This is a genomic window from Cohaesibacter sp. CAU 1516 (assembly GCF_005771485.1).
In the GTDB taxonomy this organism is placed as follows: domain Bacteria; phylum Pseudomonadota; class Alphaproteobacteria; order Rhizobiales; family Cohaesibacteraceae; genus Cohaesibacter; species Cohaesibacter intestini.
Map to the genome: position 1 here is coordinate 32913 of NZ_VANT01000004.1, position 26539 is coordinate 59451.

26 protein-coding genes and 1 tRNA gene are annotated in these 26539 nt (G+C 54.6%); 11 read left to right on the forward strand and 16 right to left on the reverse strand.

From position 1 onward, the window contains the following. Positions 1-597 precede the first annotated feature (597 nt). Positions 598-2430 (forward strand): hypothetical protein, encoded by a 1833-nt coding sequence (locus tag FDK21_RS11735; protein WP_138148661.1) that lies wholly within the window; start codon positions 598-600, stop codon positions 2428-2430. Continuing rightward, positions 2420-3754, forward strand: a complete 1335-nt coding sequence (locus tag FDK21_RS11740; protein ID WP_138148662.1) for a hypothetical protein — start codon at positions 2420-2422, stop codon at positions 3752-3754. The genes FDK21_RS11735 and FDK21_RS11740 overlap by 11 nt, the downstream gene beginning before the upstream one ends. A 145-nt stretch (positions 3755-3899) precedes the next feature. Here FDK21_RS11740 and FDK21_RS11745 read toward each other — a convergent pair whose 3' ends face one another. Beyond that, on the reverse strand, positions 3900-4298 hold the full coding sequence (locus FDK21_RS11745) for a hypothetical protein (RefSeq protein ID WP_138148663.1): 399 nt from the start codon (positions 4296-4298) through the stop codon (positions 3900-3902). Between the two features lie 730 nt (positions 4299-5028). Between FDK21_RS11745 and FDK21_RS11750 the strand changes: the two genes are divergently transcribed. From FDK21_RS11750 to FDK21_RS11760, 3 genes are all read left to right on the forward strand, one after another. Next, positions 5029-5604 (forward strand): hypothetical protein, encoded by a 576-nt coding sequence (locus tag FDK21_RS11750; protein ID WP_138148664.1) that lies wholly within the window; start codon positions 5029-5031, stop codon positions 5602-5604. 84 nt (positions 5605-5688) lie between these two features. After that, on the forward strand, positions 5689-6114 hold the full coding sequence (locus FDK21_RS11755; protein ID WP_138148665.1) for a hypothetical protein: 426 nt from the start codon (positions 5689-5691) through the stop codon (positions 6112-6114). 143 nt (positions 6115-6257) lie between these two features. Beyond that, the gene (locus FDK21_RS11760) at positions 6258-6737 is read left to right on the forward strand and encodes a hypothetical protein (protein WP_138148666.1); all 480 of its coding nucleotides are present in this window, start codon (positions 6258-6260) and stop codon (positions 6735-6737) included. A gap of 150 nt (positions 6738-6887) precedes the next feature. On the opposite strand, the gene FDK21_RS11765 is transcribed toward FDK21_RS11760, so the two are convergent. The 8 genes from FDK21_RS11765 to FDK21_RS11800 all read right to left on the reverse strand — a co-directional run bounded on the left by FDK21_RS11765 (position 6888) and on the right by FDK21_RS11800 (position 14296). Then, positions 6888-7088 (reverse strand): AlpA family phage regulatory protein, encoded by a 201-nt coding sequence (locus FDK21_RS11765; RefSeq protein ID WP_138148667.1) that lies wholly within the window; start codon positions 7086-7088, stop codon positions 6888-6890. Positions 7089-7744: 656 nt separating this feature from the next. Beyond that, positions 7745-7821 (reverse strand) — tRNA-Pro (locus FDK21_RS11770). Between the two features lie 182 nt (positions 7822-8003). Then, on the reverse strand, positions 8004-8669 hold the full coding sequence (locus tag FDK21_RS11775) for a cysteine hydrolase (protein WP_171022052.1): 666 nt from the start codon (positions 8667-8669) through the stop codon (positions 8004-8006). Positions 8670-8842: 173 nt separating this feature from the next. Further along, a complete protein-coding gene (locus tag FDK21_RS11780; protein ID WP_114009985.1) occupies positions 8843-10453 on the reverse strand; it encodes a bifunctional metallophosphatase/5'-nucleotidase in 1611 nt (536 codons plus the stop codon). 330 nt (positions 10454-10783) lie between these two features. Further along, a complete protein-coding gene (locus FDK21_RS11785; RefSeq protein WP_138148669.1) occupies positions 10784-11926 on the reverse strand; it encodes a hypothetical protein in 1143 nt (380 codons plus the stop codon). Between the two features lie 146 nt (positions 11927-12072). Then, positions 12073-13107, reverse strand: a complete 1035-nt coding sequence (locus FDK21_RS11790) for an NADP-dependent oxidoreductase (protein WP_138148670.1) — start codon at positions 13105-13107, stop codon at positions 12073-12075. A gap of 120 nt (positions 13108-13227) precedes the next feature. After that, positions 13228-13818: a TetR/AcrR family transcriptional regulator gene (locus FDK21_RS11795; RefSeq protein WP_114009982.1), complete on the reverse strand. Its 591-nt coding sequence runs from the start codon at positions 13816-13818 to the stop codon at positions 13228-13230. A 76-nt stretch (positions 13819-13894) separates the two neighbouring features. After that, complete coding sequence (locus FDK21_RS11800) at positions 13895-14296, reverse strand: YchJ family protein (RefSeq protein ID WP_138148671.1); 402 nt, start codon at positions 14294-14296, stop codon at positions 13895-13897. Positions 14297-14422: 126 nt separating this feature from the next. Here FDK21_RS11800 and FDK21_RS11805 point away from each other — a divergent pair, with 126 nt between their 5' ends. Further along, entirely contained in the window at positions 14423-15082 is a 660-nt protein-coding gene (locus tag FDK21_RS11805) for a GDSL-type esterase/lipase family protein (RefSeq protein WP_171022053.1), read from the forward strand. Here FDK21_RS11805 and FDK21_RS11810 read toward each other — a convergent pair. Next, positions 15079-15294, reverse strand: coding sequence for a hypothetical protein (locus FDK21_RS11810; protein ID WP_138148673.1), 216 nt, complete (start codon positions 15292-15294; stop codon positions 15079-15081). The genes FDK21_RS11805 and FDK21_RS11810 overlap by 4 nt on opposite strands. Positions 15295-15521: 227 nt before the next feature. On the opposite strand from FDK21_RS11810, the gene FDK21_RS11815 reads away from it, so the two are divergent. Further along, positions 15522-15770 (forward strand): hypothetical protein, encoded by a 249-nt coding sequence (locus tag FDK21_RS11815; RefSeq protein ID WP_138148674.1) that lies wholly within the window; start codon positions 15522-15524, stop codon positions 15768-15770. 16 nt (positions 15771-15786) lie between these two features. Here the strand turns inward: FDK21_RS11815 and FDK21_RS11820 are convergent, their stop codons facing one another. The 3 genes from FDK21_RS11820 to FDK21_RS11830 all read right to left on the reverse strand — a co-directional run bounded on the left by FDK21_RS11820 (position 15787) and on the right by FDK21_RS11830 (position 18131). Then, the gene (locus FDK21_RS11820; RefSeq protein ID WP_138148675.1) at positions 15787-16542 is read right to left on the reverse strand and encodes a crotonase/enoyl-CoA hydratase family protein; all 756 of its coding nucleotides are present in this window, start codon (positions 16540-16542) and stop codon (positions 15787-15789) included. A 156-nt stretch (positions 16543-16698) separates the two neighbouring features. Beyond that, positions 16699-16935: an exodeoxyribonuclease VII small subunit gene (locus FDK21_RS11825; protein WP_114009977.1), complete on the reverse strand. Its 237-nt coding sequence runs from the start codon at positions 16933-16935 to the stop codon at positions 16699-16701. Between the two features lie 260 nt (positions 16936-17195). After that, entirely contained in the window at positions 17196-18131 is a 936-nt protein-coding gene (locus tag FDK21_RS11830; RefSeq protein WP_114009976.1) for a histone deacetylase family protein, read from the reverse strand. A gap of 367 nt (positions 18132-18498) precedes the next feature. Here FDK21_RS11830 and FDK21_RS11835 point away from each other — a divergent pair, with 367 nt between their 5' ends. From FDK21_RS11835 to FDK21_RS11845, 3 genes are all read left to right on the forward strand, one after another. Further along, positions 18499-18987, forward strand: coding sequence for a DUF805 domain-containing protein (locus tag FDK21_RS11835; RefSeq protein ID WP_138148676.1), 489 nt, complete (start codon positions 18499-18501; stop codon positions 18985-18987). Between the two features lie 73 nt (positions 18988-19060). Continuing rightward, positions 19061-19759 (forward strand): DUF805 domain-containing protein, encoded by a 699-nt coding sequence (locus tag FDK21_RS11840; RefSeq protein ID WP_138148677.1) that lies wholly within the window; start codon positions 19061-19063, stop codon positions 19757-19759. A gap of 156 nt (positions 19760-19915) precedes the next feature. Further along, positions 19916-20620 (forward strand): fumarylacetoacetate hydrolase family protein, encoded by a 705-nt coding sequence (locus FDK21_RS11845; protein WP_138148678.1) that lies wholly within the window; start codon positions 19916-19918, stop codon positions 20618-20620. 82 nt (positions 20621-20702) lie between these two features. Here FDK21_RS11845 and nadC read toward each other — a convergent pair whose 3' ends face one another. From nadC to nadA, 3 genes are all read right to left on the reverse strand, one after another. Then, complete coding sequence (gene nadC / locus FDK21_RS11850) at positions 20703-21596, reverse strand: carboxylating nicotinate-nucleotide diphosphorylase (protein ID WP_114009973.1); 894 nt, start codon at positions 21594-21596, stop codon at positions 20703-20705. Positions 21597-21693: 97 nt separating this feature from the next. Further along, positions 21694-23325, reverse strand: coding sequence for an L-aspartate oxidase (locus tag FDK21_RS11855; protein WP_138148679.1), 1632 nt, complete (start codon positions 23323-23325; stop codon positions 21694-21696). A 143-nt stretch (positions 23326-23468) separates the two neighbouring features. Continuing rightward, entirely contained in the window at positions 23469-24545 is a 1077-nt protein-coding gene (gene nadA, locus FDK21_RS11860) for a quinolinate synthase NadA (RefSeq protein ID WP_114009971.1), read from the reverse strand. A 728-nt stretch (positions 24546-25273) separates the two neighbouring features. Between nadA and FDK21_RS11865 the strand changes: the two genes are divergently transcribed. Further along, positions 25274-26494: an MFS transporter gene (locus FDK21_RS11865; RefSeq protein ID WP_114009970.1), complete on the forward strand. Its 1221-nt coding sequence runs from the start codon at positions 25274-25276 to the stop codon at positions 26492-26494. The last annotated feature ends 45 nt before the right edge of the window (positions 26495-26539 follow it).

The following is a 26539-nucleotide window of genomic DNA, read 5'->3' on the forward strand; positions in this document are numbered from 1 at the left end:
ATTTTCATGATATTTTCTAAGGAAAAAGCTCTTTATATGAATTATCTATTTTATCATTTTGTTTCAAATTAGCAAGTTAATTCCGTTTTGTCTCTAAACATCGATCTTGTCTGGTGCGCATGCCGTGATCCAAAATCGTAGATCTTTTGGGCATCCTATCGAGGAGCTCTGCCTTATTGCCCTTCTCTCGTTTAGTTTTATTATCTTTTCTATCCAAAGTATCAAAATTATCAATTTTTACTAACGTCGCCTTGCTAGAACGCGCTGCCAACACTCCTGTCCTTGCCGACGTGGACAGGAGCGTCGACCGTGCGTTCTGGACGAGCTCGGATGGCTGCAGGAGAAAGCCCCTCCAAGGGAGGTGATTACGCAAATATTACAATATCTTACAAAGATTTGATATTTATGATGCGTGCGAAAAAATTGCCGTCTATCCTGCGATTTTTTCCAACGATTGGCCAGCCTGAATTCCGATAAATATAAAAAACAAGACTCTCGTTGCCGATACCAACGGTACGTACCTAGTTCTCCTCTTGCCCAGCCCGCCGGAATAATCCGCCGGAGCGAAACCGTTACAGATTGGAATAGGAGACCCCTATGGTCGTGAAGCACGATAAGACCCTCGCCGACGTCAAGGCTTACATCTTGAGCCAGTATGCACAATCCCCCAGCAGTGCGCTGGCGAACGAGCGCGCCGCCATCAACAAAGCGCCGTTGTATTACGACGTCGCCTCTCTCCGAGATATCCCCGCTGACCCCAACGCGTTTTTGAAAAAGTGGGGCCGCGGAAAGGTCAGGATCTGCCCTCCTGATTTCGCCAACTTGATGCAGTTCAAGGCGTGGCGTAAGCATGCCAAGAGTGCGCTGAACCGCTACTGGCAGCATGTGCATCCTGCCATTAAATCCGACGCCGGCCTCCTCCCCGACTGGAAGAAGTTGATCTATTTCGCCAAAGCAAACGGTGGAGTCGATCAGCCGCTGCCTCCCCACCTGGACAAGTCGATTGGCGCCATCGGTCGGGCGGCCTCCGCTGCTGGGCTGCACATTTACGATCTGACTACCGAAAACACCCAACCATTGATCAATGCCCTCAGGGGATCTGCAAAGCGCAGTGCCAGGCTGGGCGTTGTACGTATCAACGATCTCATCAATCGCCGCGATGAATTTCCCGAAATTGCAGAGCTGCTGCCCACCGAAGAAATCATTGTCTCTCAAAAGCAGTCTCACCCTGCGGACAAATATTCTCGGCGGTCGGGTCATCCTCTGTCCAACGACCTCTGGTCGGATTACAAGGCGTTTGTCATTGCCAAACGTGGGACTGATGATCTCGGTCGCCCGATACCCGCCAAATACACGAAATTCAGCACGAGAACCGAACAGGCGTACGCCAATGTAATCCAGCAGGTGATCCGGGTTCTGATCAATTTTGAGTACTTGGTTGGCGATGAGGCTTTGCGCTTGCGCGATATCTGCAATGGAAACATGATTGAAATGTTTGCCCGTTGCTGGAACACCCGCCAGATTGAAGGCCAGGTAAAGATTGGAGGCCATAACCTCTATGCTATGGTCAACAAGCAGAAGGTAATGGCTACCTACCTTGGTGCCGACAAAACGGAGATCGACAAGATCAAGATCCTGTTGTCCAAAATCAAGAATTCAAGCCCCGATATGAGCGAGATGTCGGAGGAGCGCCAGGAATATCTCCGCAATTTCCTCAGGAACGAAGAGCTGCAGGCAAAGCTTTTCCGTTCTCCTGAATTGTTGATGAAATTGTCGCGGAAGATACTGAGTAATTGGGATAAGGCCCCTCAGCATCAACGCATGTTGGCCTTGAAAATGGGTAGTGCCGCTTGCGCCAACGCGATTCTGTACCGCGCCAGCCCTGTTCGTGCAGGAAACCTCATCACCCTGAAGTTCCGAGGTGAAGAGCGTAACATTTTCATCAATGACGATGATCTCCGCATCCAGCTTCAGAGTGCAGCGGTTAAGAATCGCAAGGCTATCAATCACGAGGCTGATGATGACGCCGCTCCGATCGTGCAATGGTACATCAGCCATATCAGACCGAAACTGATCAACGACCATCCTTACCGTGCCAAGCTTTGCGATAGCGACTACCTCTTCCCCTCGACAAGTTTTGCTCGTCCGTTGGATCTCACCACCTTCTACGATCATTACCGCGATGGCTGCGGAGTAATCGGGTTGGACCTCACCATCCACCTTGCCCGCCATATCAGCGCAACCATCATTTTGGCCGAGGATCCCAACGCATGGGCTCAGGCCGCTGCAGTGTTGGGGGACAACATCTCCACGGTCAAGAAATACTATGCCTTCCTCGACATGGATCGGGTTTCCAAAGAGGGAAGGGAAATACTTGAGCAGGCTGTGAAACGCGCTCGCGGTTACAAGAAAGGCCAGTATGATGTTTAACATTCACCAAACTCCAGAAGATTCTCGGCGATATGCTGACTGGAAGGCCTTCCTGCTTCGCAGGGGGGCCTCCATCCCCACCATCAATGATTTCCTTGCATACGGATCCTTGTCGACCCTTGAACGATTGCGGTCGCTGCTGGCCGAATTGGAACCGGAAAATGTAGGCCCGATTCGTTTGGCGATCGCTTCTCTGCGTGCCAAAAAAACAGCCAAAGCAGGCAGCAAGGCCAAGGGAGGGCGGCGTGGCCCTGCCTTGGCCTGCTCCATTCCGAAAGCGGACTTGCCGCTTCCCTGGAAGGGGACGATCCGCAAGTTACGGATGAGGCTGGAAAACAAGATGGCAGGCGGGATCGACTTCGACAACGAACTCAAGGCAATGCCGAAATCGTCTTTGGATGATGCGGAATACATCCTGCGCGCCATTGCGAAATCCAGCATGAATCGCGGAAAAGAACCGTCCTTGACCGTGCAGGGCATTGTCTACTGGATTGACGACGCGGAGGCACGTGGCTGCGGTCCCAGAGGCCTATCTTGCCAGATCGGTATCCTTAACCGTTTTCTCCTCCACCATGAAGGCACCGCTTCCGAACTCGCCAAGATTCTCGGAAAACTGCGGCGTGATTATATAAAACGGGGCGACTTGACCGACAAACGCAAAGATAGCGTTGCCTTGGCTGATTTTGATGATCTGGGAGAAGTATGGCTTCGAGCAAAGGCCCTCCTCGAAGAGGCCCAGAAGGCGCCGCACGGAACGTTTCGCCGCTATAAGCTGCACTTGGAAGCTGCTGCTATTGCCTTGTCGGTTGTCGTCCCTTTGCGTATCGGCGACCTCCACCGTATCGAAATCGGTACTCATCTCAAGCGTGATGCCTCCGGCTGGCAACTGTCCATCAAGACCCAGAAGACCGGCGGATACTATCATCGCGATAAATTATGGCCAAAGCTGACCCAATTCCTGGACGCCCTGATCATCGAAGACGCTCCCGGTCGCGATTTCTGGATAGGATATAGGGGGCGGGTTGGCACCCCTGTATTTTCGCGGGATGGGGGAGCAACAGGTTTATCCGGGGATTGGATCTCAGATATCTGGTTCGAGCATTTCGGCGTTGGTGCCCATTTCGTACGCACCCTTTGGCACGAAAATGTATTCGACGCCGATGATGAACGAGAATGGATCGCTCTTTCCCTATGCGGTCAAAGGTCCGATAAAACCGCAAAGGAATATCGCCGAAAAGCGACCGAGCGGCGCAGGCAAATCAAGGGACGCGGGGCAATGTCTCGGCGTCGGTGCCGCCTTCAAAATGTCGACATCGGGCTTTGAGATGGTGATGAGTGATCGCGCTTTATTCCGGAAAAGCGATACCGTTTCCAATGTCGAAGGCAGGACCGCAGAGACTATACTGCATCCTGCCTTTGACCATGTGATGGGACGCGTCATGCGTAAGAGGTATTCGCAAAGTTGCCCATTACTGCAAATCAAGTTCGACCTCGAACTCGCGGAAGAGGTGCTTGCCAATCGGCAGCTTTACACTGGGCAAGGTGCCGTTGGCGGCATCCCGCCGGAACGTTCGAGCCGACCGGCCCTTGTTATCCCTACTGGCGAGCTCCGTCACCGTCAGCAGCCTCTCCTTCATCCGGGACCAGTGCTTCGGCGGAACGTCCACACGGCCCTCCATTTCCCAAATATCTTCCCAACGATACCACCGCTGCTCGCGTGTTTTTATTTTGCCGTATTTCTTGGTTAGGGCCCGCTCCAAGCCCCGTTTATCCTCGAAATGGTCAGCGATTGCCTCTGCGACCTTCCAGCAGACATTCCAGTGTCGCATCAGGTCAGATATCGTTGCTAAACCTGGTCCTTCGCTCATGATGACGTTGCCTCCATTTCTCTTTAATTGAGAAATAGAAAAAATGCCGCGCAACGAAAAACTTGTTTGACCAAGGATGGGCCATCAACCAGAACGCCAACGTCGAATTGGAGCAAGCGGTAGATACCAGCCGGTCAATGCCTATCGAAGGCATGATAAAGAACAGGTTCCGGGTCAACTGCACTGGCACCCCATCATCGAAACTCCATGTTCCCGAGGCCATCCAGCTTCTGCTGCTGAAGGACCGAACCGACCAATCAGCCCTTTCACTAGCCGAGAGGCACCGCTTCAAAAACCGTCGGCAAAAGGTCGTCAAAGCCTGTTTCTTCGGCATGACTAAATTGCCGAAAATCACCCACTTTTCGGCCTTTTTGGCCGTTTCCCTGTCAAATCACCCTTACACACGCCCGTTGACATCGCTTGTCTACAGGCGTGTGTAAGGGTGATTTGGCCGAGGATTAATAACGCTGACCGCGGAGTTATAAACTGGCGGCCAAAAAGAGTGATTTCCCTCCGCGCCGAGGCACCCATGCAGCATTGGATTGCCCCGCGAATCCGGTGCTCTATCACACCGGACCTTCAATGTTTCATGAAACCTTTCTAGTCATAGCAACCCGGATTGATCGCGGCAGCGGGACGACGCCGCGATCAATCCGGGTTGCAAGATGCAAAAAGCGAAGGACTTGGTCAGACCAGGCGTCAAAATCAATCCCAACCATGGAGATCATGCATGATACATAATGATGCCACAAAAACCTGCGGCCAAGTGGCCGGCAACTGGGTCGATAACTTAGAACCCGGCGATGTCGTGTTGTTCGCCGATTACCCACGATATGGGGATTCCGACGAGCTTCCAGAGCCGTCCCCGCACCTCGTTTTCAGCAAGCATTTTATTGAAGACAGCACCTTTGCCATCCTTACAACCGGGACCTCAATTTCATCGCCCGAACAACGGCCGATTGATATTCATGTCGCACAGGCACAGGCACAGGCGTTGAATGCTGCTGGGCTCACATCGCCAACCTCGTTTAACTTGCACGACCGCGTAATCGTTTGCGGGGACCACGAGGGATATTGCCTGCAGCCGACCGGCACTGCGGTAATCGGCAAACTGGCAGGCGAGCAACTCGCCCGCCTGCAGGCATACCGGACGCAGGACAGAATCCAGACCAATTGGAAATCCTGCCAATGGGCCGCTCAACATCTTTTTCCTCGTGACGCCTCGGATCTGAAGGCCAAGCGGAAATGGATTATCCCCATTCCCTATGCCGTCTCCGAAATGGCCCAGTCTTCAACAGAGATCTAGGTGCGGTCTTTCCTGCCCTCTCAATCGGGGGCAGGACAATCCCTCCCTCGATCCCTTCCATTTTCAGGATATAGGAGAAATCCCATGACGGATATCCAGCATTCCTTCCGCCGTCCACTCGATATTTCGCTCACGCTTCAACAAGAGCGACGTGAAATTGATCAAGCCGACGAAACTCTGGCCAGCGCAATGACCAAGGCCTACGACGTGGTCGAAATTGTCAACGAGATGGCTTTCATCGGTACCGAAAATGCCGACACCGTTAATTCCTACCTCACCCAGTTCGCAGCCAAGATTGAAGCGTGCGACATGTTGGGCAGCGAATTCCAAGCCACTGGCACGGCATTGCATGACGCCATTCTTGCCGCCCGAGTTGGTCCTCAAGACAGAGATAATCGCGATTGCACCATTGAGCTTCTCCGGTCGATCGTCTTTTCGACGCGGCGCTTGATGTGCCTGATTGCCGCCGACAAGGCAACACAGGCCGTACGCGGCTCCAAAAACGTATAGGTGCTCGCCAGCGGGTCAAATGACCCGCTGGCATAGCTATTCGCACGGGACAGGGTCATGCGGGCCCACCGCCTATTACAAACCAACCGAAAAACATTTATCATGTTTATCTTGTTTATCATGATTATGAGGAGTATTGTCTTATGCTTTTCAAGCCCGACCAACCACTTTGCTACAGGAAGAGAAGATGGCAGGGATCGGTCCGCCCCGGCGATATTGTCATGTACCGGTTTCCGCTACCGGCCTTCGACGGCGAACCAGCACGCCCTTCATTCCCTTGCCCCTGTGTTATTCATGATGTGACCGCCCATTCCGGAATTCATCTCATCACGCTTATTTGTGGCACCACCGGATTGAAGGAACAAGGCCCCAACCTGATACTTGTCGCCTCCCCACAAGCCTTGATCCTCGCCGGCCTGACCACGCCGACGCGGTTTGACGGCAGCATAAGGCTAACCGTTTCTTCACATAATCAAGGGTTTGAAGCTGCTGCCAACGGATCTCCGATCATTGGCAGGTTGGCGGGCATTGAACGGGACAAATTCCGCAATATGCGCTCCCGGATCCAGGCAGGAATTGACGCAGCCGCGCAAGCGCAAGCCATGCGTCGTCTTCGACCCTAGCCAAGTCAATCGTCTGGTTAATCGCCGTCAGCATAATGCCAGATGTGCTCGTTCTTCACCTCTGACGGGCCACTATTATGCTTTGGACCACGGCACCAATGCTGCAGGCTTTCCCAGACTGGTCGTGCAGCCTGCCGATGCCGGCGATAATTATTTGTCCCGGGAAATGCCATTTACCATGACATCATTGACCGTGCTCAAACGCCAACGTGACGATCCGCCCAACTTGATCGGGCGCGGAAAATCGCCACGGGCGATATCGCGGTAGATACTCGCCGGCGAACGATTCAATATCCGACAAACGTCCTTGATGGCAAGCAGGCGGTCGGCGGGGCTATTGGATTGGTCCATTCAATCATCTCCATTATCTGTCCTGCAAGGGAGATTGGAAAGTTGAAACGGAAACCAAAGGAAAAAATAAAAATAAATTTTTGAGGTGATATTGCTACCCTTCGAGGAGGAGTCGCTTCCCCTGAAATGCTGCAAACTAAAGCGGCCTGCCATGTCAGGATAGTTGGCAGATCAGGCAAAAACAGGAAGCCTTAAAGATGGAGGCAACGGACCGTTCCGTGATGGCAGGAGAGGAGTTTCTGTGAAATTGGCTTCATTATATCTCTTCCAAATACCCGCCGCATTCAATGGGTAGCAATACGTCTGGAAGAGGTCGAACCTCAGAAGGACGCACAAGGAACTCTATCGGCGTTCAGCCGGCATATAGAAATACCGGAACTGTTATTCGTCATAGCCGATAGCTATCAGCAAAAAGGCATCGAGCAACTATCCGTGCTACAATGTAAAAGGCCTATGGAAATGTGTCATTTGCTATCGATCGCTGAACCCCAAAAAAGATGGAGGTACTTTCCCACCCGAATGAATGCAGGAGCAAACCTGTCACATTGCTTTATATCAACAGGCAGTACACTCGGAATTTTAGGGGGTACTAAAGGGGGTGGAAAAATCGATCAAATCGATTCTCATATAAAAATCATTATCTTGCTGACAATGAATGGTCGGAGTGAGAGGATTCGAACCTCCGACCCCCTCGTCCCGAACGAGGTGCGCTACCAGGCTGCGCTACACTCCGACATGTGTTTACTGGAGTATGACAATTCGATGACTTTTTCAAGCTTATCGCATGAATTTGCTGATGATTTACCTGCCTTTTGCTGAACGATTTCAACAAGGCGGATGTGACCTGACCGCATGGCTGCTGGTGGCAAGAGGAAATCACGGATTGAATGGCGGCGGCGTGGCCTATCACCTCTGCTATACTGGGCTTGCTGACAAACCCAAACCGGTTGCGAGCCTTGCCCCTGAAGCAAGAAGTTTGTCCTTCATTGCCTGCCACTTTCCCCCATTGCGGGCAAGGATCGCATCGTCGATCAGGGTGACGTCATAATGACGCTTGAGAGCTGCCTTGGCGGTTGCGTTGATGCAAGCCGTTGCATCCTGTCCTGTGATGTAGAGATGGCCGATTTCATGATCATCGAGATAGCGGGTGAACATGGGTGCAGTGAAACTGTCCCCCTCATGCTTCCAAACATGATAATTGGCCTCATAGGTCAGCGCATCGTCTCGCTTGAGCCCCAGAGAGCCTTCGATGCCAGCGCCACCTGCGATGATCTTGACGACAAGTTTTTCCAGCGGATCGGTGAAGGCATGACTGATTTCGATCACCGGGATACCGAGCTGATGCGCCTCGGCCGCCAGTTCATTGATCTGGTGGAAAGCAACAAGACGTCGCTCGGGATCATGGGCCAACTTGCCGCTGGCACGGGTGAAATCATGCTGCATGTCGATCACCAACAAAGCTGAGTTGGGTCGAGCAGTCTTGTCAATCGGCTTTGCCCGTGGGCGATTGATCACACGATAAAGCCCGTTGGCCATCAGAAAGACGATCAAGGCTAGCGTCAGTCCCAGTATCAGGTTCATCCGTCTTTCTCCCCTTTTGATGTGCATCCGGTGCAATGCCGCCGCCATTGTAGAGCCTCGCCAGACGTGTCTCAACCAAATGACGCCGGTGCGCCAATTGGCCTCTTTGGCGAGCGACAGAAAACCCGGCAGACATTGGCCTGCCGGGTTCGATACCAAACAACGAATGACGCTTATTTGACTTCGCTGATACGGCCGTCAATCACGGGCGCATAATCGGGATTGTTGGACAGATAATCTGCAACAAGCTGCTCAAGGCCCGGACCATAATCATAGGCATTCATGCCGTTGGTTTTGAAGACTTTATAGCCGTCGCCACCAGAGCGCATATAGTTGTTGGAGACCACACCATAGGTGGCTTCCATGTCGATGGGGGCCCATTTGCCATCTTGCATCACTTCAACTGCAGTGATGCGCTCGCCAACTGGCTTGGCACGGGTCCAGCTGAATTTCAGACCGGCGACCTGCGGGAAGCGGCCTTTGACTTCTTCCACCTGAGAGACGCCATTTTCCAAAGCGGCAACCACATCGGCCCCCTTCAACTGGAAGGTCGCAGCGGTGTTCTGGAATGGCAGAACGGTAAGAACTTCGCCCATGGTGATTTCACCATCATTGATGGAGGCACGCAGGCCACCACCATTCTGGATGGCGATGGAGATGCCCTGCCCCTTCATGCGCTCCAGCATGGCATCGGCGACGAGGTTACCCATTTCGCATTCCATCTGGCGGCATTTTTCGCGAGACCCGTCGATCAACGCCTTGGAGGAGCCGATCACCTTGACTTTCAGCTCTTCGATTGGCGCACCCAGCTCAGCAACGCGCTTGGCAAAGGCTTCGTTCGGCAGGACAGACTTGTCGAGCAGGATCGGATCGCCCTTGGCAGAGACGACTTCGCCCTTGTCATCAAAGGTCACTTCGATGTCGCCAACATATTTCGAATAGGCATAGGCCTGCACGATCGGCACGTCCTTGCCGTCCGGATTCTTGACCATCACCGGATAAGGGGCTGCGGCCTTCTTGTCGGTGTTGGAGAGCAAGGTGTGGGAGTGGCCACCAACAATCAGGTCGATGCCAGCAACCTTGGAGGCAAGATCCATGTCTTTTGGCAGACCTTCATGGGTGACAGCGATGATCTTGTTGACGCCCTGTTCTGTCAGTTCCTGCACGGCCTGTTTGAGATAATCCTCGGACGAAGAGAAGATGACCTTGTCGCCTGGAGACGAGGTTTCAACGGTGTCTTCTGCCAAGGTGGAGATGAGACCGATTTTCTCGCCACCGACTTCCTTGACGATGTAGCCCTTGATCTTGCCTTTGAGCAGCGGTTCGCTGGAGACGTCGATATTGCCGGAAATGACCGGGAACTCGGCCTTGTCAACAAAGTCAGAGAGGCCTTTCGGGCCATCGTCAAACTCGTGGTTGCCAACGGCCATGACGTCAAAGCCAATGCCATTCATGAACTCGACTGCGGCAGCGCCCTTGTAGGTGGAATAGAAGAGCGACCCCTGAAACTGGTCACCGGCATCGATGGTCAGAACATTCTTGCCTGCGGCTTTCAGTGCGTCGCGACGCTGGTCGATCATCGTTTTGACGCGCGCGATACCACCATAGCATTTGCCTTCTTCTTCGCCTTTGGCGTTGCAGGTCGAGTCATACTTGTTGATCGACTCGATCCGGGAGTGCAAATCGTTGATATGGAGAATGTTGAGAGAGAAATCCGCATTGGCAGAGCTGGCAAATCCTGCCGTCAGAGCCAAGGCAGCCACGCCAGTGAAAAGTGTTTTCATAATGGTTGAAACCTCCAAAAGAAACTATGTCTCCCCTCGTCTGGACACGTCCAGAGCCGCCATGCAAGTGAGCCCCGCTTCTTTGTATCTGAGCGATATGGACAGCATGGCTTAAGGAATTTCGTCTTCAGCGCACCGTCAGCCGTCTGAAGTGCGAGCCAAGTTAGCGGCCTGCGACAACTGTTTCATGACAATGGGGCGAAGACCAGACCCGCGATCAGGATCCCCACAAATATGTCGAAATAGCTCGACATACCCGTTTTGGTAGTCCCTGAGCGCTCAAAAACCAGTCAATCAGAGGTGCAAGCTGCCTTTCAAGACAGCATTGAATCAGTTCATCACAGGTTCGCTCGACCGCTTTTCCAAGTAAAAGCGTGCCCGCTCCGCGACAGCCTCATTGCGATCAGTGCATAATTGGAGCGCCAAAGCATCCAGTGCCGGGCTTGCAGTCTCCCGTCTGGCTATGAGGGCATCCGCCGCCAGTTTGCGCACACTGGCCGATTTGTCCGATGCGGCTGCCTCGATCCAGAAGTCGAGCTCGACCTTCAGGCCGAGAGGACGGCAGACAACATTGCGCTCCTGCATGAAGCGGCCACGATAATCTTCGATCAGGCCCGGCTTGTAACCGTCGATCCATGAGACTTCACCGCTGAGCAGTATCTGCATGGCCAGAGCCCGCAGATGAGGCTGGGAGGCTTCTGCTGCCAATGTCGGGATATGAGGGTCGAGGTCCTCGTTGGGCAAAAGAGCCTTCAATCCTTTCGCTCCGGTTCCATCACGGCTTTCGCAGATCAGCTCTATGATGGCAGCCAGACATTCGGATCTCTGCATTGCCGTATCAACCAACGCTCTGGCTTCTGGATCCCAACGGATGAGGTGCTTTGAATAGTCAAGAAGGAACAAAGCGCTGTCGGCGATGACCGCCGTGTCTGTCAGCGGCAACAGCCGTTTGGCGCTGTCAAGCGCTGCCTTGCGCACAGAAGCGACCCAGTCATTCATCCGATAGACAAGAGTGCCGACGTCAAATGGAGACGCAGGTGGCATATCGATCAGCTGCATCGCCATTTGCCGGACATAGCCAGAATCGTGATAGGCGAACAACCAACATAGATGCGGGTGGGTCTGCATCAAGCGCAGTTCCTTGGTGAGGAAAGGGGCTTTGACACTTAGCAACCCCTCCGGCAGATCCCTCTTGAGTTCATCAAAAACCGACCGCTCAGAGGGTTGACTGCAGGTGGACCAATCGACCCGCCAATTGAGCTTTGCACATTTGGAGATGACCCCGGCTGCATCCACGACCGCCGAGGCGGGCAGCTCTGCCAGTGCAACACGAAAGGCATCAATCTGCTCGGGATGCAGGGTTCCTTCCCGGATTGCCTTGCCCAACTCGAATAGCGCGGTCTGCAACGCCGGAGGCAGGCGAGAGCGATCTTTCAAGGTATAAAGATCCGGGTAAGGCAAGGGACGGGACAAGGCATGAGTTCCATTGCTGAGGGGGCACTGATCTCTGTGATGAAGCTTATGAAATAGCCAGAAGGAACTCAACCACTTGTCGCAATACCGAAAAGCCCACCTTGTGGTGGGCTTAACACGGTCTTTTCAGGCTTGGTAAAGGGCGGTCAATGCGCCCCGACCTTGATGACCATCTTGCCGAAGTTGCGGCCTTCAAGCAGGTCAATGAAAGCGGAGGGCGCTTTCTCCAAACCCTCGACCATATGTTCGCGATACTTGATCTTGCCGAGCTTTATCCATTCAGTCATCTGGCTGGCAAACTCGGGATAGACATGGCCAAAGTCATCAAAAACGATGAAACCCTGCAGTTTGACCCTGTTGACGAGGAGCATCGTCATCAGTTGGCCGGACAGATCAGGGCCTTCGGCCTGACCGGTTGCATTGTAGCGCGAAATGACGCCGCAAAGCGGAATGCGGGCCTTGGGATTGAGCAGCGGCAACACAGCCATCAAGACCTTGCCGCCGACATTTTCGAAATAAACATCGATGCCCGCAGGGACTGCGGCGGCCAGTTGGGCTTCAAAATCATCCGCATAGCGGTCAATGCAGGCGTCAAACCCCAACGCTTCAACCGCATAGGTGCATTTTTCCGCGCCGCCGGCGATGCCAACCACATGACATCCCTGCAATTTTGCGATCTGACCCACCTGTGCACCAACTGCGCCGGTGGCAGCGGCAACAACAACCGTTTCCCCTGCCTGCGGCTCGCCAATCTTTAGCAAACCGGCATAGGCCGTCAGTCCGGGCATACCCAAAACACCAAGGGCCCAAGAAGGATTGATCGGATCCTTGCCCATATTCTGCACCATCGTGCCATCGGACAGGGCATAATCCTGCCAGCCGCTGAAGGACAGCACCCAGTCCCCAGCCTCAAACCCATCAAGGTGGGAGGTCACGACACGTCCAACAGTGCCTCCGACCATAACCTGTCCCACTGCCACCGGTTCGGCATAGGATTTGGCGTCACTCATTCGTCCGCGCATATAAGGGTCAAGGGAGAGATAGACCGTGCGAATGAGCATCTGCCCCTCTCCCGGTGTAGGGATTTCTTCCGTGACCATTTTCAAGGTCTTGTCATCGGGCGACCCGACAGGGCGTTCGGCCAGAAGCAGCTGGCGGTTGGCTTTATCTGATTGTGTCATCTTGTCTTATTTCCTGTTAGACCAGTTCTATTAGACCAGTCGTCTGTGTTTTTGATTGCAAAATTTCTATCTCACCATTCCGTCTCGTGAAAGGAGATCTTCGGGTGATGTGTTGGGTTACTAAGGACGAGGAAGCAGGGATTCTGTGTTTTTCAGGGCAGACTGAAATGGTTGAATCGACTGGTCAAGTTTTGCCAGCAAGCTGGCCCCCAGCCACATTTGATAAAGATGGTTGGCCAAGGAGCGTGGTTCAACATGGCTCGGGATCGACCGATCGGTGATGCCAATCTTGATCTGGTCCACCATTCGCTCAACAATCGAACTGGTGCCTTCGGCGAGGATCCTGCGCATGCCATCTGACATGTCGGAGATCTCAGCTCCCAACTTGACAATCAGGCATTGCTGCGCGCTCTGGCGGGTCGATTGCCGGATCATCCACATGTTAAAGAAGGACATCAGATGGTCGCGACCGCTTACGGCCTTGTCCACCCAGAGTTCATCCAGACGCTGGTGATAGGATTCGACATACCGCTCGAGCAAAGCGCAGCCGAAATCTTCCTTAGATTCAAAATAGTGGTAGAAGGAGCCCTTCGGCACCTTGGCGGTCTTGAGCAATTCGCCCAAGCCAAGCGCATTGAAGCCTCGCTCGGACATAAGATCCCGTCCGATGGTGAGTATGTGATCGCGCGTGTGGGTGCCTTTGTTCTGCATGGAATCAAGCTAAGCATCAGATAGACCAATCGTCTAGTTGGTACTTACCCGTATTTTTGCACATTTCACAGTATTTTCAGGTCTCTTCCACTGCTTCGACATAATACCATCGACCGGATTTCTTCTTGAACAGGCTATTCTCACGGTGAGTTTGCAGTGATCCCCCGGCCAAATAGCGGGCCTCGAACAAAACCGTTCCCTTTCGGTCTTTCGCCCCGCCCGAATTTTTGCCCAGAATGGTTAGGCCAACCCAATGATTGTCGGCGGCCCATTTGGCGGTGGCAAAGGGGTCAAAACCGGCTTGATAGGCGGGCCAGAGGGTATCGCGCAGATAGTCGATCCGCTGCAAGGCAAAAGCGGCATAGCGAGAGCGCATCAGCTGTTCAGCGGTTTGCGGCAGGGCTGCCCCATCATGAAAGGTGCCGCAACAGGCAGAGAGTGGCTGGCCAGTGCCGCATGGGCAGAGTGCGTTGCTCATAAGTGCATTAATCCTCTTCTACCATCTTTTCTTGCCTCCTGCTTCCTTGTATTAAAAAGACCGGCTGAAGCAAAGCCTGTCCTGATACCCTTTCCCCTTTCCTGCCCATTGCCAAGGAGCACCATCATGCGCCGCATCTGTTTTGTCGGAGCCTCCACCGTTGAAGGGATGGGGGATGAGGCCGGTCTGGGCTGGCCGGGGCGGTTGTGGCAGGCCCATCGGGGCGAAGACAGTGCCTTTGTCTCCTACAATCTGGGTATCCGCGGCCAAACATTGAACCAGTTCAGGAAACGCGCGCGCCAGGAGTGCGAGCAGCGATTTCAGCGCACGATGGGACCAATCATCATTTTGGGAACAGGCGCCAATGATCTCAGCCGCTTTGCCGAAGGGGACTACCAAGGCAAACCACGCACGCCTCAGGCCAGCCTGTTGCGCAATTTTCGCGAGCTGGTCTCAGATCTCAGCGCAATTGCGACGCTTCTGGTGATCGGGCCGCCACTGATTGAAGAAGACCGGATGCCTTTCAAGATGGAGAAGCAACCGAGCCTTGACTTCCGCCTTGAGGATATCGCAGCGGTTAGCCTCCTGTATCGGGACATCTGCAAGGACAATGACATCGCCTTCTTCAATCTTTATGAGGCGCTCAGCCAAAGTCCTGTCTATCGCCGATCCTTGAGTGAAGGAGCGGATGGTCTGCACCCGACCGGCATGGGCTATCAGGTGATTGCCGATCAGGTCGGGGCATGGAGTGCCTGGAAGGCTGCGTTGGAGAAAGGCTGGGCCTAGCGTGTCTTGCGCTTGAGGATCTTTTCCTCGATATAGGCCGCACCGATAAACATGAAGACCGAAGCGATGACCATCACCTGCATGATGCGCTCCGACTGTCCCTCGGCAGCGGTGATGATCTCGGCGACATTCCAGAATTCCAGATAGATCGCCAGAGCGACAAGAATGCTGACAACAGCAATGGCACGCAAAATCGTGATGAGTAGAGACATGTTGGATCCTTGGGGCTGGTTGTCCTGGCCAATAGACTAGCATCCCCTCCCCCAAATGGGGCAAACGGGGAAGCCAGTTGGCTCTTCTGCCTCGCGGTTATACTCTGATCGAGCCATTCGCGCTACCAGCTCAATGTTCAGGTTTGTGCGTATCTCGCAGCCCACCCCATTGCTTTTTGCCGCTTCAACGCCTAATCCATGACTGAGCTCAGACCAAGGAGACGCGTATGCCTTCCCTACCCGGCATTTTTCAGATCGGCAGTTACGAGATGATCGTTCTGCAGGTATTGATTCTGGCTGGCACCATAGGCGCCATCACCGCCAAGGCAAAGGGACGCTCGGGCTTTCTCTGGTTCGTGCTCAGTGTTGTGACCTGCGGTTTCGGCATTCTGGTGGTGTTGTTCATGCCAGCTGTCACGAAAGGTCCGACAAACGCGCCAGATACTGAGAATAAAGGCAAGCCGTCAGAAGACTGACCTGCCCTCTTCGGTCTCATTTCCTATTGAGGAAAGACGCAAAGGCGGCCATCGCCTCGCTTGATTTGAGCTGTTTGGCAAAACAGTCCGCTTCTTCGCGGATGCGGGCCTTCACATCGGCCACATGGCTCTGGCGCATCAGATCGCGGGACAACTTCATGGCCCCCACCGGTTTGGATGCGATTTTTTCTGCTGCTTGCAACGCGGTCTGTTCCAGCGCCTCGGCAGAGGTCACCTTGTTGACCACACCTGCCTTTTCCATTGCGGCAGCATCAAAGGCCTCGCCCATGCACAAAAGCTCGAAGGCGCGCGCATGTCCCATTATGCGAGGCGCCAGCAAAGTGCTTGCCGCTTCGGGCACAAGAGCGAGGTCCGTGAAAGGCGTCTTGAACACAGAACGGTCAGACGCCACCACATAATCGCAATGGAGCAACAGGGTGGTGCCAACTCCGATTGCCAATCCATCGACACCCGCAATCAGTGGTTTGCCGCACTCAGCCAATGTGTCGAGAAAGGCGATGATCGGCTCGCCCAAGGCACCGCTCTGAGCCATGTTGACGAAATCACCGATGTCATTGCCGGCGCTGAAGGCCCCCGGCACGCCAAGCAGGACCGTCACGCGGGTTGCGTCGTCAAGATTGGCCTCGCGCAAGCCTTTGGCGATGGCATCATACATATCGGCGGTCAGGGCGTTTTTCTTTTCAGGGCGGTCCAGCCGGATCGTGCGGATACCGTCCTTCACCTCAACCTTGACCCAAGCGCATTCACTCATTTGTCTCTCTCCCTCAGAGCCATCACATCTACACCTAACGTAAACGGAACAATTCGTTCAAACAAGAGCGAAACGCTAAGACAGCGCTTTTGCCACCATCGCGCATTGCGTCACAGAAGAGAGGTGTGGCCGTGCAATCGGTCGGCGAGAAGTCAGTCAGTCGACGTCGAGGGGCTCGGTGCCTGCTGCCTGCCCTTCGGTGGACAGGCGGATTTTCTCGACCTTCTCTTCTGCCTTTTTCAGCAAAGTGTCACAGTGGCGCTTGAGTGCTTCGCCCCGCTCATAGGCTTCGATGGACTTTTCCAGTGCGACATCGCCCCGCTCGAGGCGCTGCACGATCTGCTCCAGCTCAGCCAATGCGGCTTCGAAGGTGAGATTGGAAAGGTCGGACATGGTGAAGTTCCTTTGATGACGGGGTAGCCTTGAAACGCCAGAATCACGAATGGGTTCGCGATTCTTACTCTCTTTCTTACATGGAAAATTCGGCTTGGAAAAGAGAACATCAGGCAAAGAAAAAGGGCCCAGTGCCTGCCAGAACGTGGACCCCGGAGTCGGCCTTGTGTCTTTCCGCCTATTATCGCAATCGCACGAACAGGATCGCAGGATTGCTCTTGGTCAAGATGTCGCCAACTTTGCCCCGCTGGCAGAATGCCCTATCCATGCATCAGCCTGTCGACATGCACAGCCACTGACCGCGCAAGCGCCGTCAGGTCGTAGCCGCCTTCCAGCAGGGAGACAATGCGATTGTTACAGCATTTGTCAGCCACGTCCATCAACTTGCCAGTCATCCACGAGAAATCTGCCTCGGTGCACGTAAGATCCCCTAGGGGATCGCGGATATGAGCGTCAAATCCGGCGGAAATGATCACCAGATCGGGGCTGAAATTGTATAGGGACGGGAGAATCCGGGTCTCGAATGCTTCACGAATGTGATCGGAGCCATTGCCTGCGGCAAGGGGCGCATTGACGATGTTGCCCTCGTCATCCTTGCCGGTCTCGTTCCATTCACCGGTGCCTGGATAAAGAGGCATCTGGTGCGTGGAGCAATACATCAGACTCGGATCATCCCAGAAAATGTCCTGCGTGCCATTGCCGTGATGGAGATCAAAGTCGATCACAGCGATCCGCTCGGCGTCATACTTGGCCTGAGCGTATCGGGCTGCAACGGCCGCATTGTTGAAAAAGCAAAAGCCCATAGCCCGGTTGATTTCCGCATGGTGACCCGGAGGGCGAATACCGCAAAAGGCATTATGGGAATGCCCCTGCATTACCTCGTCGACGGCCTGCGTCGACGCGCCTACGGCATAGAGGGCAGCATCCAGCGTGCCCGGCGACAAAGTGGTGTCGCCGTCGATCGAGACCAGACCAGTTTCGGGCGATACACTTTCCAGCATGCCAACATGATTTTCCGGATGGCAGCGCACAATGTCTTCACGCCGTCCCATCTGCGCCTCTTCGCGCGGCATGAAGTGGAATTTCTCATGTTCAAGCGCCATATTGACCGCTCGCATGCGATCGGGGCGTTCGGGATGCCCCTCCGGGGTCTCGTGCTTGAGAAAAGACGGGTGCGTGATATAGACCGTGGACACAGTCGGATACTCCTCCAAGGGGCTCGCCAATCTTTGACTGCTGGCTGAGATTCCCCGCTATCCGTAATTTTCAGGATACCCTATCCAACGGGAGGACGGGCATGCAAGTCAATGCAACATTTGGGGCAAGACGATGACAATACAAGCATTGCGAGATGATCCACGCCCCGATCCTCGCCAAAGGGAGAGGCCTTGCTGCTCACAGGGTGCCCCTTTTTTGGCCCCTCGCCTTGCGTAAGAACGAGATGTGATGGCTCACTCGTCCACCGCATTAACCATGGGCGGCAAAATAGTTCCCTTAAGAATTGATTAACCATAAGCTCCTGACTAGAGTTCGCTTACCAAGCAAGGCGACCGGAGCCAGCCGATGTTTTCTTTCTATCAGAAGCTATTCATGATCTTTCGGGCGACATTCCTCTATTCGGGACGCGCGCCTCGCAGAGAATTCTGGCTGTTCCTGACGGTTTATGTGCTGATGTTCTTTGCCGCGATTGGTGCTGACGTAACCTATTTTCGCGAGGCACAGCCAACGGGCTTGCTGATCGTGCTGAGAGACCTGTTTGGAGGGCGCGAACCATTCGTGCCTTTGTTCCTGCTCGTCTTCACGCCACCACTGGTCTCTCTCACCGTGCGCCGCCTGCACGATCGGGGGTTTGATGGCTGGTGGTCGCTGCTTGGCCTCTTGCCGCTGTTGGGCTGGCTGCCGCTGGCCTATCTTTTGGGTCGCAAGGGACAGCAAGGATTCAATCGCTTTGGGGCCGACCCTCTGGCGCTGGCCCATGTGGTGCAGTCCGAGACGAACAACCAGAACACCCATAGCGAAGCGACCGGTTCGTCTTACGCACCCGCTGAATAAAATTGTCCGTCTACTTGCCAGACACAATGATCACTGCAATGCTTGACCATATGTCTTTTGCTGGATGGTCATCATGCATTTCACGACAGCGGTTCAAACAGTCTTTTTCAAGAAATATGGCACCTTCAAGGGCCGCGCCCTGCGTTCGGAATATTGGTGGTGGACGCTGGCGATAATTCTGATCGCGACTGCGGCGCAGATCGTCGACATCTCATTTCTGGCGACCCAAGTGCATATGATGCGAGGTCCGGGCGCCTTTTCCGTGGAGCATAATGGCCCACTTTCAACGATTGTAACACTGGCAACCATAATTCCCAATCTGGCAGTCATGGTGCGTCGCCTGCATGACAGCGACATGAGCGGCTGGTGGTTCTTTATCGTCTTTGTGCCCCTGTTGGGGATGCTGTTCTTTCTTTATCTGTTGATCCGACGCGGCACCGATGGCCCCAACCGGTTTGGTCCCGATCCGCTTGACCCGACCTCTAATCTCCAACAAGACTGGCAGCGCGGGACAAGCGATGCGCCAGCCCAGCATGAGGGACGACGCTATCGAGGCCTGCCAAGGGATGAGGATGCGGTGCCAGACGACCGTATGTCAGAAGATATCGTTGAGGACGAAGCATCAGGACGGCGCCCTCCATCCAACCCCGAACCCGAACCCAAACCCGAACCGAGGGCTAAGGAGACAGCTCCGTCTCGCCCCTCATGGCGAACCCCATCCACCCGCAAGGATGGGTTCCAGACGACGCAGGAACGGTTCAAGGACAAATAGGACAAAAAACCTGACTTTGCGTCTCACGGGTTGAAGCGCGCCAGGGTGTTCTTTAGCGAACCGGGCCGCATACTGCTCTGTTGACGCACAGGCCAAACCGTGTATTGACTTGAAACAACAAATCAATTTCATCTCTTTCATACAGCAGGTCTCGCCATGAACAGCAAGGATGTTGGCTCCCCATATGCCATCCCGCAACCGAGCGTTCCCACGCTGCCAATCACCGGATCAGATCAGCTTTTTCCCATCAGGCGGATTTACTGCGTTGGTCGCAACTATGCCGCCCATGCCATCGAAATGGGACATGATCCCGACCGCGAACGGCCTTTTTTCTTCCAGAAAAATCCGGACAATATCCTGTGTGATGCGGACTTTCCCTACCCGCCCCTGAGCAAGGACGTGCATTTTGAGGTCGAGTTGCTCGTCACCTTGAAGGCAGGTGGGTGCGATATTCCGGTCGATGAGGCTGAAAACCTGATCTTCGGCTATGGCGTCGGGGTCGACTTCACCCGCAGGGATCTTCAGGCTCAGGCAAAAAAACAGGGTCGCCCTTGGGCCGCAGCAAAGGCGTTTGAAGCCTCAGCGCCCGCTTCGTCCATTGTGCCTGCCAGCGCTGTTTCCTCGCTTACGGGCAGGCGCATCTGGCTCAAGAGGAATGGCGAGCTGCAACAGGACAGCACGCTCGACCACTTAATCTGGAGCGTACCAGAGGTCATCAGCGAACTGTCAAAGCAATTTGAACTTGCCGCCGGGGACGTAATTTTCACCGGAACACCAGCCGGGGTCAGCTCTGTTCAGATCGGCGACCGCATTGACTGCGCGGTGGAGGATATTGCCGCGCTGTCTTTTCGCGTCGTCTGAGCCGTCATCCTTGAGAGCAAAACACAAAACCCCGATGCACTGCACCGGGGTTTTGTTTGTTTTTTGGCGTATTCAGGCCCGATCAGCTGACCGTGATATCGAGGCCCAAATCGAAGTTGGGGGCCGAATGGGTGATGTAACCGGCGGAAATGAAGTCAACGCCAGTTTGGGCCACCGCACGGATGGTCTCAGGGCTGACACCACCGGAAGCCTCGGAAATGATGCCCGTGCCTTCCATCATGGCAAGCGCCTCGCGAATGGTCTCCGGGCCCATATTGTCGAGCATGACAACATCGGGCTTGGCTGCGATGGCTTCTTTGAGCTGCTCGAGGGTATCAACTTCGATTTCCACCTTGACCAGATGGCCGACATAATCGCGGGCACGACGGATCGCTTCGGTAACAGAGCCGGAGACGGCAATATGGTTGTCCTTAATCAGGATCGCGTCATCAAGGCCAAACCGATGGTTCGAGCCGCCGCCGCATTTCACGGCATATTTTTCAAAGGCCCTGAGACCCGGAGTGGTCTTCCGGGTGCAGGTCACCTTGGCGTCGGTGCCTTCGGTCAGCTTGACCATCTGGTTGGTTGCCGTGGCAATGCCAGACATGCGGCCCATAAAGTTGAGGGCGATGCGCTCGGCTGACAGCACCAGACGGGCGGGGCCAAAAATGCGGGCCACCACGTCACCCTTTCTGACTTCCGTGCCATCTTCCATTTGTGGGCTGAAGGTGACAATTTCACCATGCCATTTGCCGATCAACCGGAAGGCGCTGTCTGCCAGCGGGATACCGGAAATGACTCCTTCGTCACGGGCGGCAATCACGGCTTTTGCGTGGGCGGTTTCGGGGATCGTCGACAGGGTCGTGATGTCCCCGGCCAGTCCCAGATCCTCTTTCAGCGCCGCCAGCACTGCCTCGTCAATGATGGGTTGTGGCAGATAGAGCTTGTCTGCTGAAAAGCTGGTCGCTTCGCTCATGGGCGAGATATCCTCCTAGTCGACGCTCCGGTCGAGACAAATTGCTATGGCTCATTGGTGGGTGGGTAGATGTCAGTTGGTCCGATTGACGTGCCGCTCAGTCCAGATCTTCCTCACCGTGATGCTTCTCAAGAACGGCTGCCACGATGGCATCGGCTTGTTTCAGGGTCATGTAGGTCCGCTTTTCCCACGCCTTATCTGGCGTAGGATAATCAGTGCGATAATGGCCACCCCGACTTTCGGTGCGTTGCAAGGCAGAGGCCGTCATCAATTTTGCTGTGATCAGTTGATTGCGAAAGCTGTTGCTGACTGCTTTTTTCTCCAGTTTCACAATGATCTGCAAGGCCTTTTCCAGCCCTTCCCCATTGCGCTCCACGCCAACATAGCGGCTCATGGTCTTGCGCAGCTTTTTCACATCTTTTGCCGGTTGAGGCACGCCGGGCAACTGGTCCTGATTGGCCAGTGGCTCGCGGACGTGAATTTGGGGGCTGTTGACCTGTCGATTGATGTCTTCGGCAACAAAGGACGCAAAGACGACGGCTTCAAGCAAGGAGTTGGAGGCCAAACGATTGGCACCATGCGCCCCGGTCGAGGTTACCTCGCCTGCGGCCCAAAGACCGTCCAGCGTCGTGCGCCCCATGGCGTCGGTCAGCACGCCGCCCATATGATAGTGGGCCGCTGGCGCAATGGGCAGCGGGTCCTTACGCGGATCGAGCCCTGCCGCCTGGGCATAGGCAAAGACCGTCGGGAAGTCTTCGGGGAATTTCTCACCGATCGCCGCTCGGCAATCAAGAAAGGCGCCTTTGCCTTGTTCCACTTGTCGATGGATGGCGCGGGCGACAATATCCCGTGGGGCCAACTCGGCATCGGGATGCTCATCAAGCATGAAGCGATGGCCATCATTGTCGATCAGGTGAGCGCCGTGGCCGCGTAGGGCTTCGGTTGCCAAAGGGGCCGGATCCTTGTCAAAGTCAAGCGCTGTGGGGTGGAACTGCATGAATTCCGGGTCCGCAATAACAGCACCCGCCCGGGCAGCCATGGCGATGCCATCGCCTTTGGATTCGATTGGGTTGGTGGTAACCCGATATAGGTGGCCACAGCCCCCGGACGCCAGCACAACGGCGCGGGCGGGGAATAGAACGGTGCTGATGCTTTCGGTCTCGGAACTGGTGCGTGCACGGGCAATGACGCCCTCAACATAGCGGCCATTCATGTGCAGTCGTTCGGCCTGATAGTCCGAGACGATACGGATGGATGGCAAATCCTGAACCCGCTTGATAAGGGCACGCATGATGGATGCGCCTGCCATATCGCCGGACACCCGCACGATGCGGTTAGCGGAATGGGCTGCCTCACGGCTCAGTTTGAGGGTGCCGCGCAAATCCTTGTCAAACGGCACGCCAACCTCCAGCAGATCGAGAATACGATCCGCCGCAGATGAGACCATCAAACGGGCAATCTGCTCGTCAACGATGCCAGCACCGGCCGAAACCGTATCCTTGAGGTGGGCCTCGACGCTATCGCCTTCGGACACGGCGGCGGCGATGCCTCCCTGTGCCCAGACGGAGGACGAGCCTTCGCCAATGGGGGCCGCCGAAATGACGGTGACCGGGCGCGGGGCCAGTTTGTAGGCACAGAACAGGCCAGCCAAGCCACCACCGACGATGATCACATCATCGTTGGTTTGCCAGCTTGCCGGACGGAAATCATCGGGCGCGGAGAAGATCATCGCGAGGTGTCCCTGACTTGTGAGACAATGGCTTGTGAGACAATTGAACCAGTGAAAACACAATCACAGGAACCAAGGGCACGCAAACGAAAAAGACCCGGTCATACCTCTGCAAAAGGCGAGTAGACCGGGCCGCGGCTCGGTTAAGATTTCAGATTGATCATCCGTTCAACCGCCAAACGGGCCTTGTCGGAGACCAACGGATCCACGGTAACCTCCTCCTGCATATAGAGCAGGCTGTCGAGGATTTTCGGCAGGGTGATCTTCTTCATGTGCGGACACAGATTGCAGGGACGGACAAAATTCACGTCCGGCGCTTCGCTGGCCACATTGTCGGCCATCGAGCATTCGGTGATCATCATCACCTTTTCCGGCCGGTTGTTGAGCACCCAGTCAATCATGCCCTTGGTGGAGCCGGAGAAATCGGCCTCTTCAACCACTTCTGGCGGGCATTCCGGGTGCGCAATGATCTGTACATCCGGCATCTGGCGACGGTAGGAGCGGATTTCATCTGCCGAGAAACGCTCATGCACTTCGCAGGATCCCGCATAGGTCAGAACTTCGACATCCGTCTGACGGGCAACATTCTTGGCCAGATACTGATCCGGGATCAACAAGACCCTGTCAGTGCCCATGCTCTCTACCACCTGCACGGCGTTGGAAGAGGTGCAGCAGATGTCACATTCGGCCTTCACGTCGGCACTGGTATTGACATAGGTGATGATCGGAACACCGGGATATTTGTCACGCAAGGCGCGCACATCAGCCGCGGTGATCGAGGAGGCCAGCGAACAACCTGCCGTCGCATCGGGAATCAACACCGTTTTTTCCGGGCAGAGAATCTTCGAGGTTTCGGCCATGAAATGAACGCCACACTGGATGATCAAATCCGCGTCCGAGCGGGCCGCCTCAATAGCCAACTGCAGGCTGTCGCCCTTGAAGTCCGAAACGCCATGGAAGATTTCCGGGGTTTGGTAATTGTGGGCCAGAATGACCGCGCCGCGCTCTTTCTTGATCTTGTTGATGGCGGAGATGTAAGGCGCATGGAATGGCCATTCAATCGGAGGAATGACATTCTTGACCAGCTCATAGATGGGCGCGGTTTCGGCAGCCACTTCGTCGGTATATTCGAGCGAAGGCATCGGCAAAATACCGCGTTCCTTGGCGGCTTTGCTCGGATTACGGGTCGCAAAATCGGTCGCGCTTTGTGCAGGCATCATGCTTTGAGCCTCCTCTCTTTTGCGGAACGGATGGCCGGAGGATGATGCCTCCCGCCTTCGGGTCTTGCCGGTGTGATTGCAACCCGGCTCGACTGTCTGGTGTTTGATGGCTTATCGGCACATGTAATGACACTGGTAAATTGCCAACTTGCGCTTCATTACTTATACTCAACTTGAGCATAAAGGGGGCCATAAAACAACCAGCGCTCCGCTGGTCCTCCTGCCGCATGGCAGGTCTCGATTGTTTTTCGAATGCTAATATAGGTGCAGACTATTGAAAATTCCAGACCCCACCGAGCAACAGGGGATAAGTGCTACCTAAGTCGGAGCCGTAAGTATGCATGACGGAAGGGCTGCTATGACGCCATCAAGGACGCTGTTTCAAGAGGCTGGAAGGTGAAAAACCCGTATCTCTTGAAAGGGATACGGGTTTTTCGAAGAGTTTCAAATATACTGTCGCTCTGAAAATCGGATGATAGCAACCATGTAAAAAAAGCTTGGCTTCAAAGTTCTTGATGATCACTCAATGGCTATGACCATAAGACCGTGACGTGACAGATACATGACAAATTTGCCTATGAGACAGCGCTTATTGATGAAAGAATTTGATGCATTGATCATGAATAATCACTTTTCCTGAGGCCTTTTGACGCTTAAACTGGCGCCTCTTGGGAATCGGCAGCACTCTTCATGCCTTGTGATTCCATCCGATATTGGGAGACGGATCCATGACCGAACTACCAAAAAGCCGCCTACCCTATGGCCTGATCATATTTTTGGGTTGTCTTGTCGCGATCATTGGCTTTGGGCCGCGCTCAACCATGGGCTTTTTTCTCAACCCCGTCACTGTCGAGAATGGCTGGAGCCGTGAAGTCTTTTCATTGGCCATCGCCATGCAGAATCTGGTCTGGGGCGTCGCACAACCAATTGTCGGCATGATCGCTGACCGGTTTGGCACGGCCAAGGTCCTGACTGCCGGGGCGTTGACCTATGCGGTATCGCTTTATTGGATGTCCGGCGTAACCGATCCCACCTCTTTCACCATGAGCGCAGGCGTCCTGATGGGGATCGGCATTGCAGGGTCAGGCTTCTTTCTGGTGCTCGCTGCCTTTACCCGCCTCTTGCCCCCACATTATCGCTCCGTTGCTTTCGGTCTGGGAACCGCAGCAGGCTCGATGGGTCAGTTTCTGTTTGCGCCGATCAGTCAAGGCCTGTTGGCGGCCTATGGCTGGCGTGAGACCCTTGCCATCATGGCGGTGATCGTGCTGATCGTGCCGCTGATTGCACCGATCTTTCGCGGCAAACCTGCTGCATTCGCGACAGGTGGTCAGGCGGACCAGAGCCTGCTCGACGCCTTGCGGGAGGCCTTTGGCCACAATTCCTACATTCTGCTGGCCTTCGGTTTCTTTGTCTGCGGCTGGCATGTGGCCTTCATCACGACCCACCTGCCGCCCTTCATCGCCGACTATGGCATAGATGCCAAATGGGGTGGCTGGGCTATTGCGCTGATTGGCCTGTTCAACATGATCGGGGCCTTCACGGCAGGCATTCTTGGCGGGCGGGTGCAGCTACGCTACATGCTCAGTTTCATTTATCTGGCGCGGGCGGTCGTGATTACCGGTTTTGTAATCCTGCCAGTCTCCGTTCCGTCGATTCTTGTATTCTCTGCCCTGATGGGGCTGCTGTGGCTTTCCACCGTGCCGCCAACACAGGGGCTGGTGATGAAGATGTTTGGCACCCGCTATGTGGCAACTTTATTCGGGTTTGTCTTCCTGTCCCACCAGATTGGTGCCTTTCTTGGCGTCTGGCTTGGCGGTGTGCTCTATGATGCCTTTGGCAGCTATGACGTGATCTGGTTCATTTCTATCGGACTGGGGGTGTTTGCCGCTTTGGTTCATTGGCCGATCAAGGAAGAAGCTGTTGCTCGCCTTCAGACCAACGAAGCCTGAGGCACAAACAACAAGAGCACCCATCAGGTGCTCTAATGCCCTTTC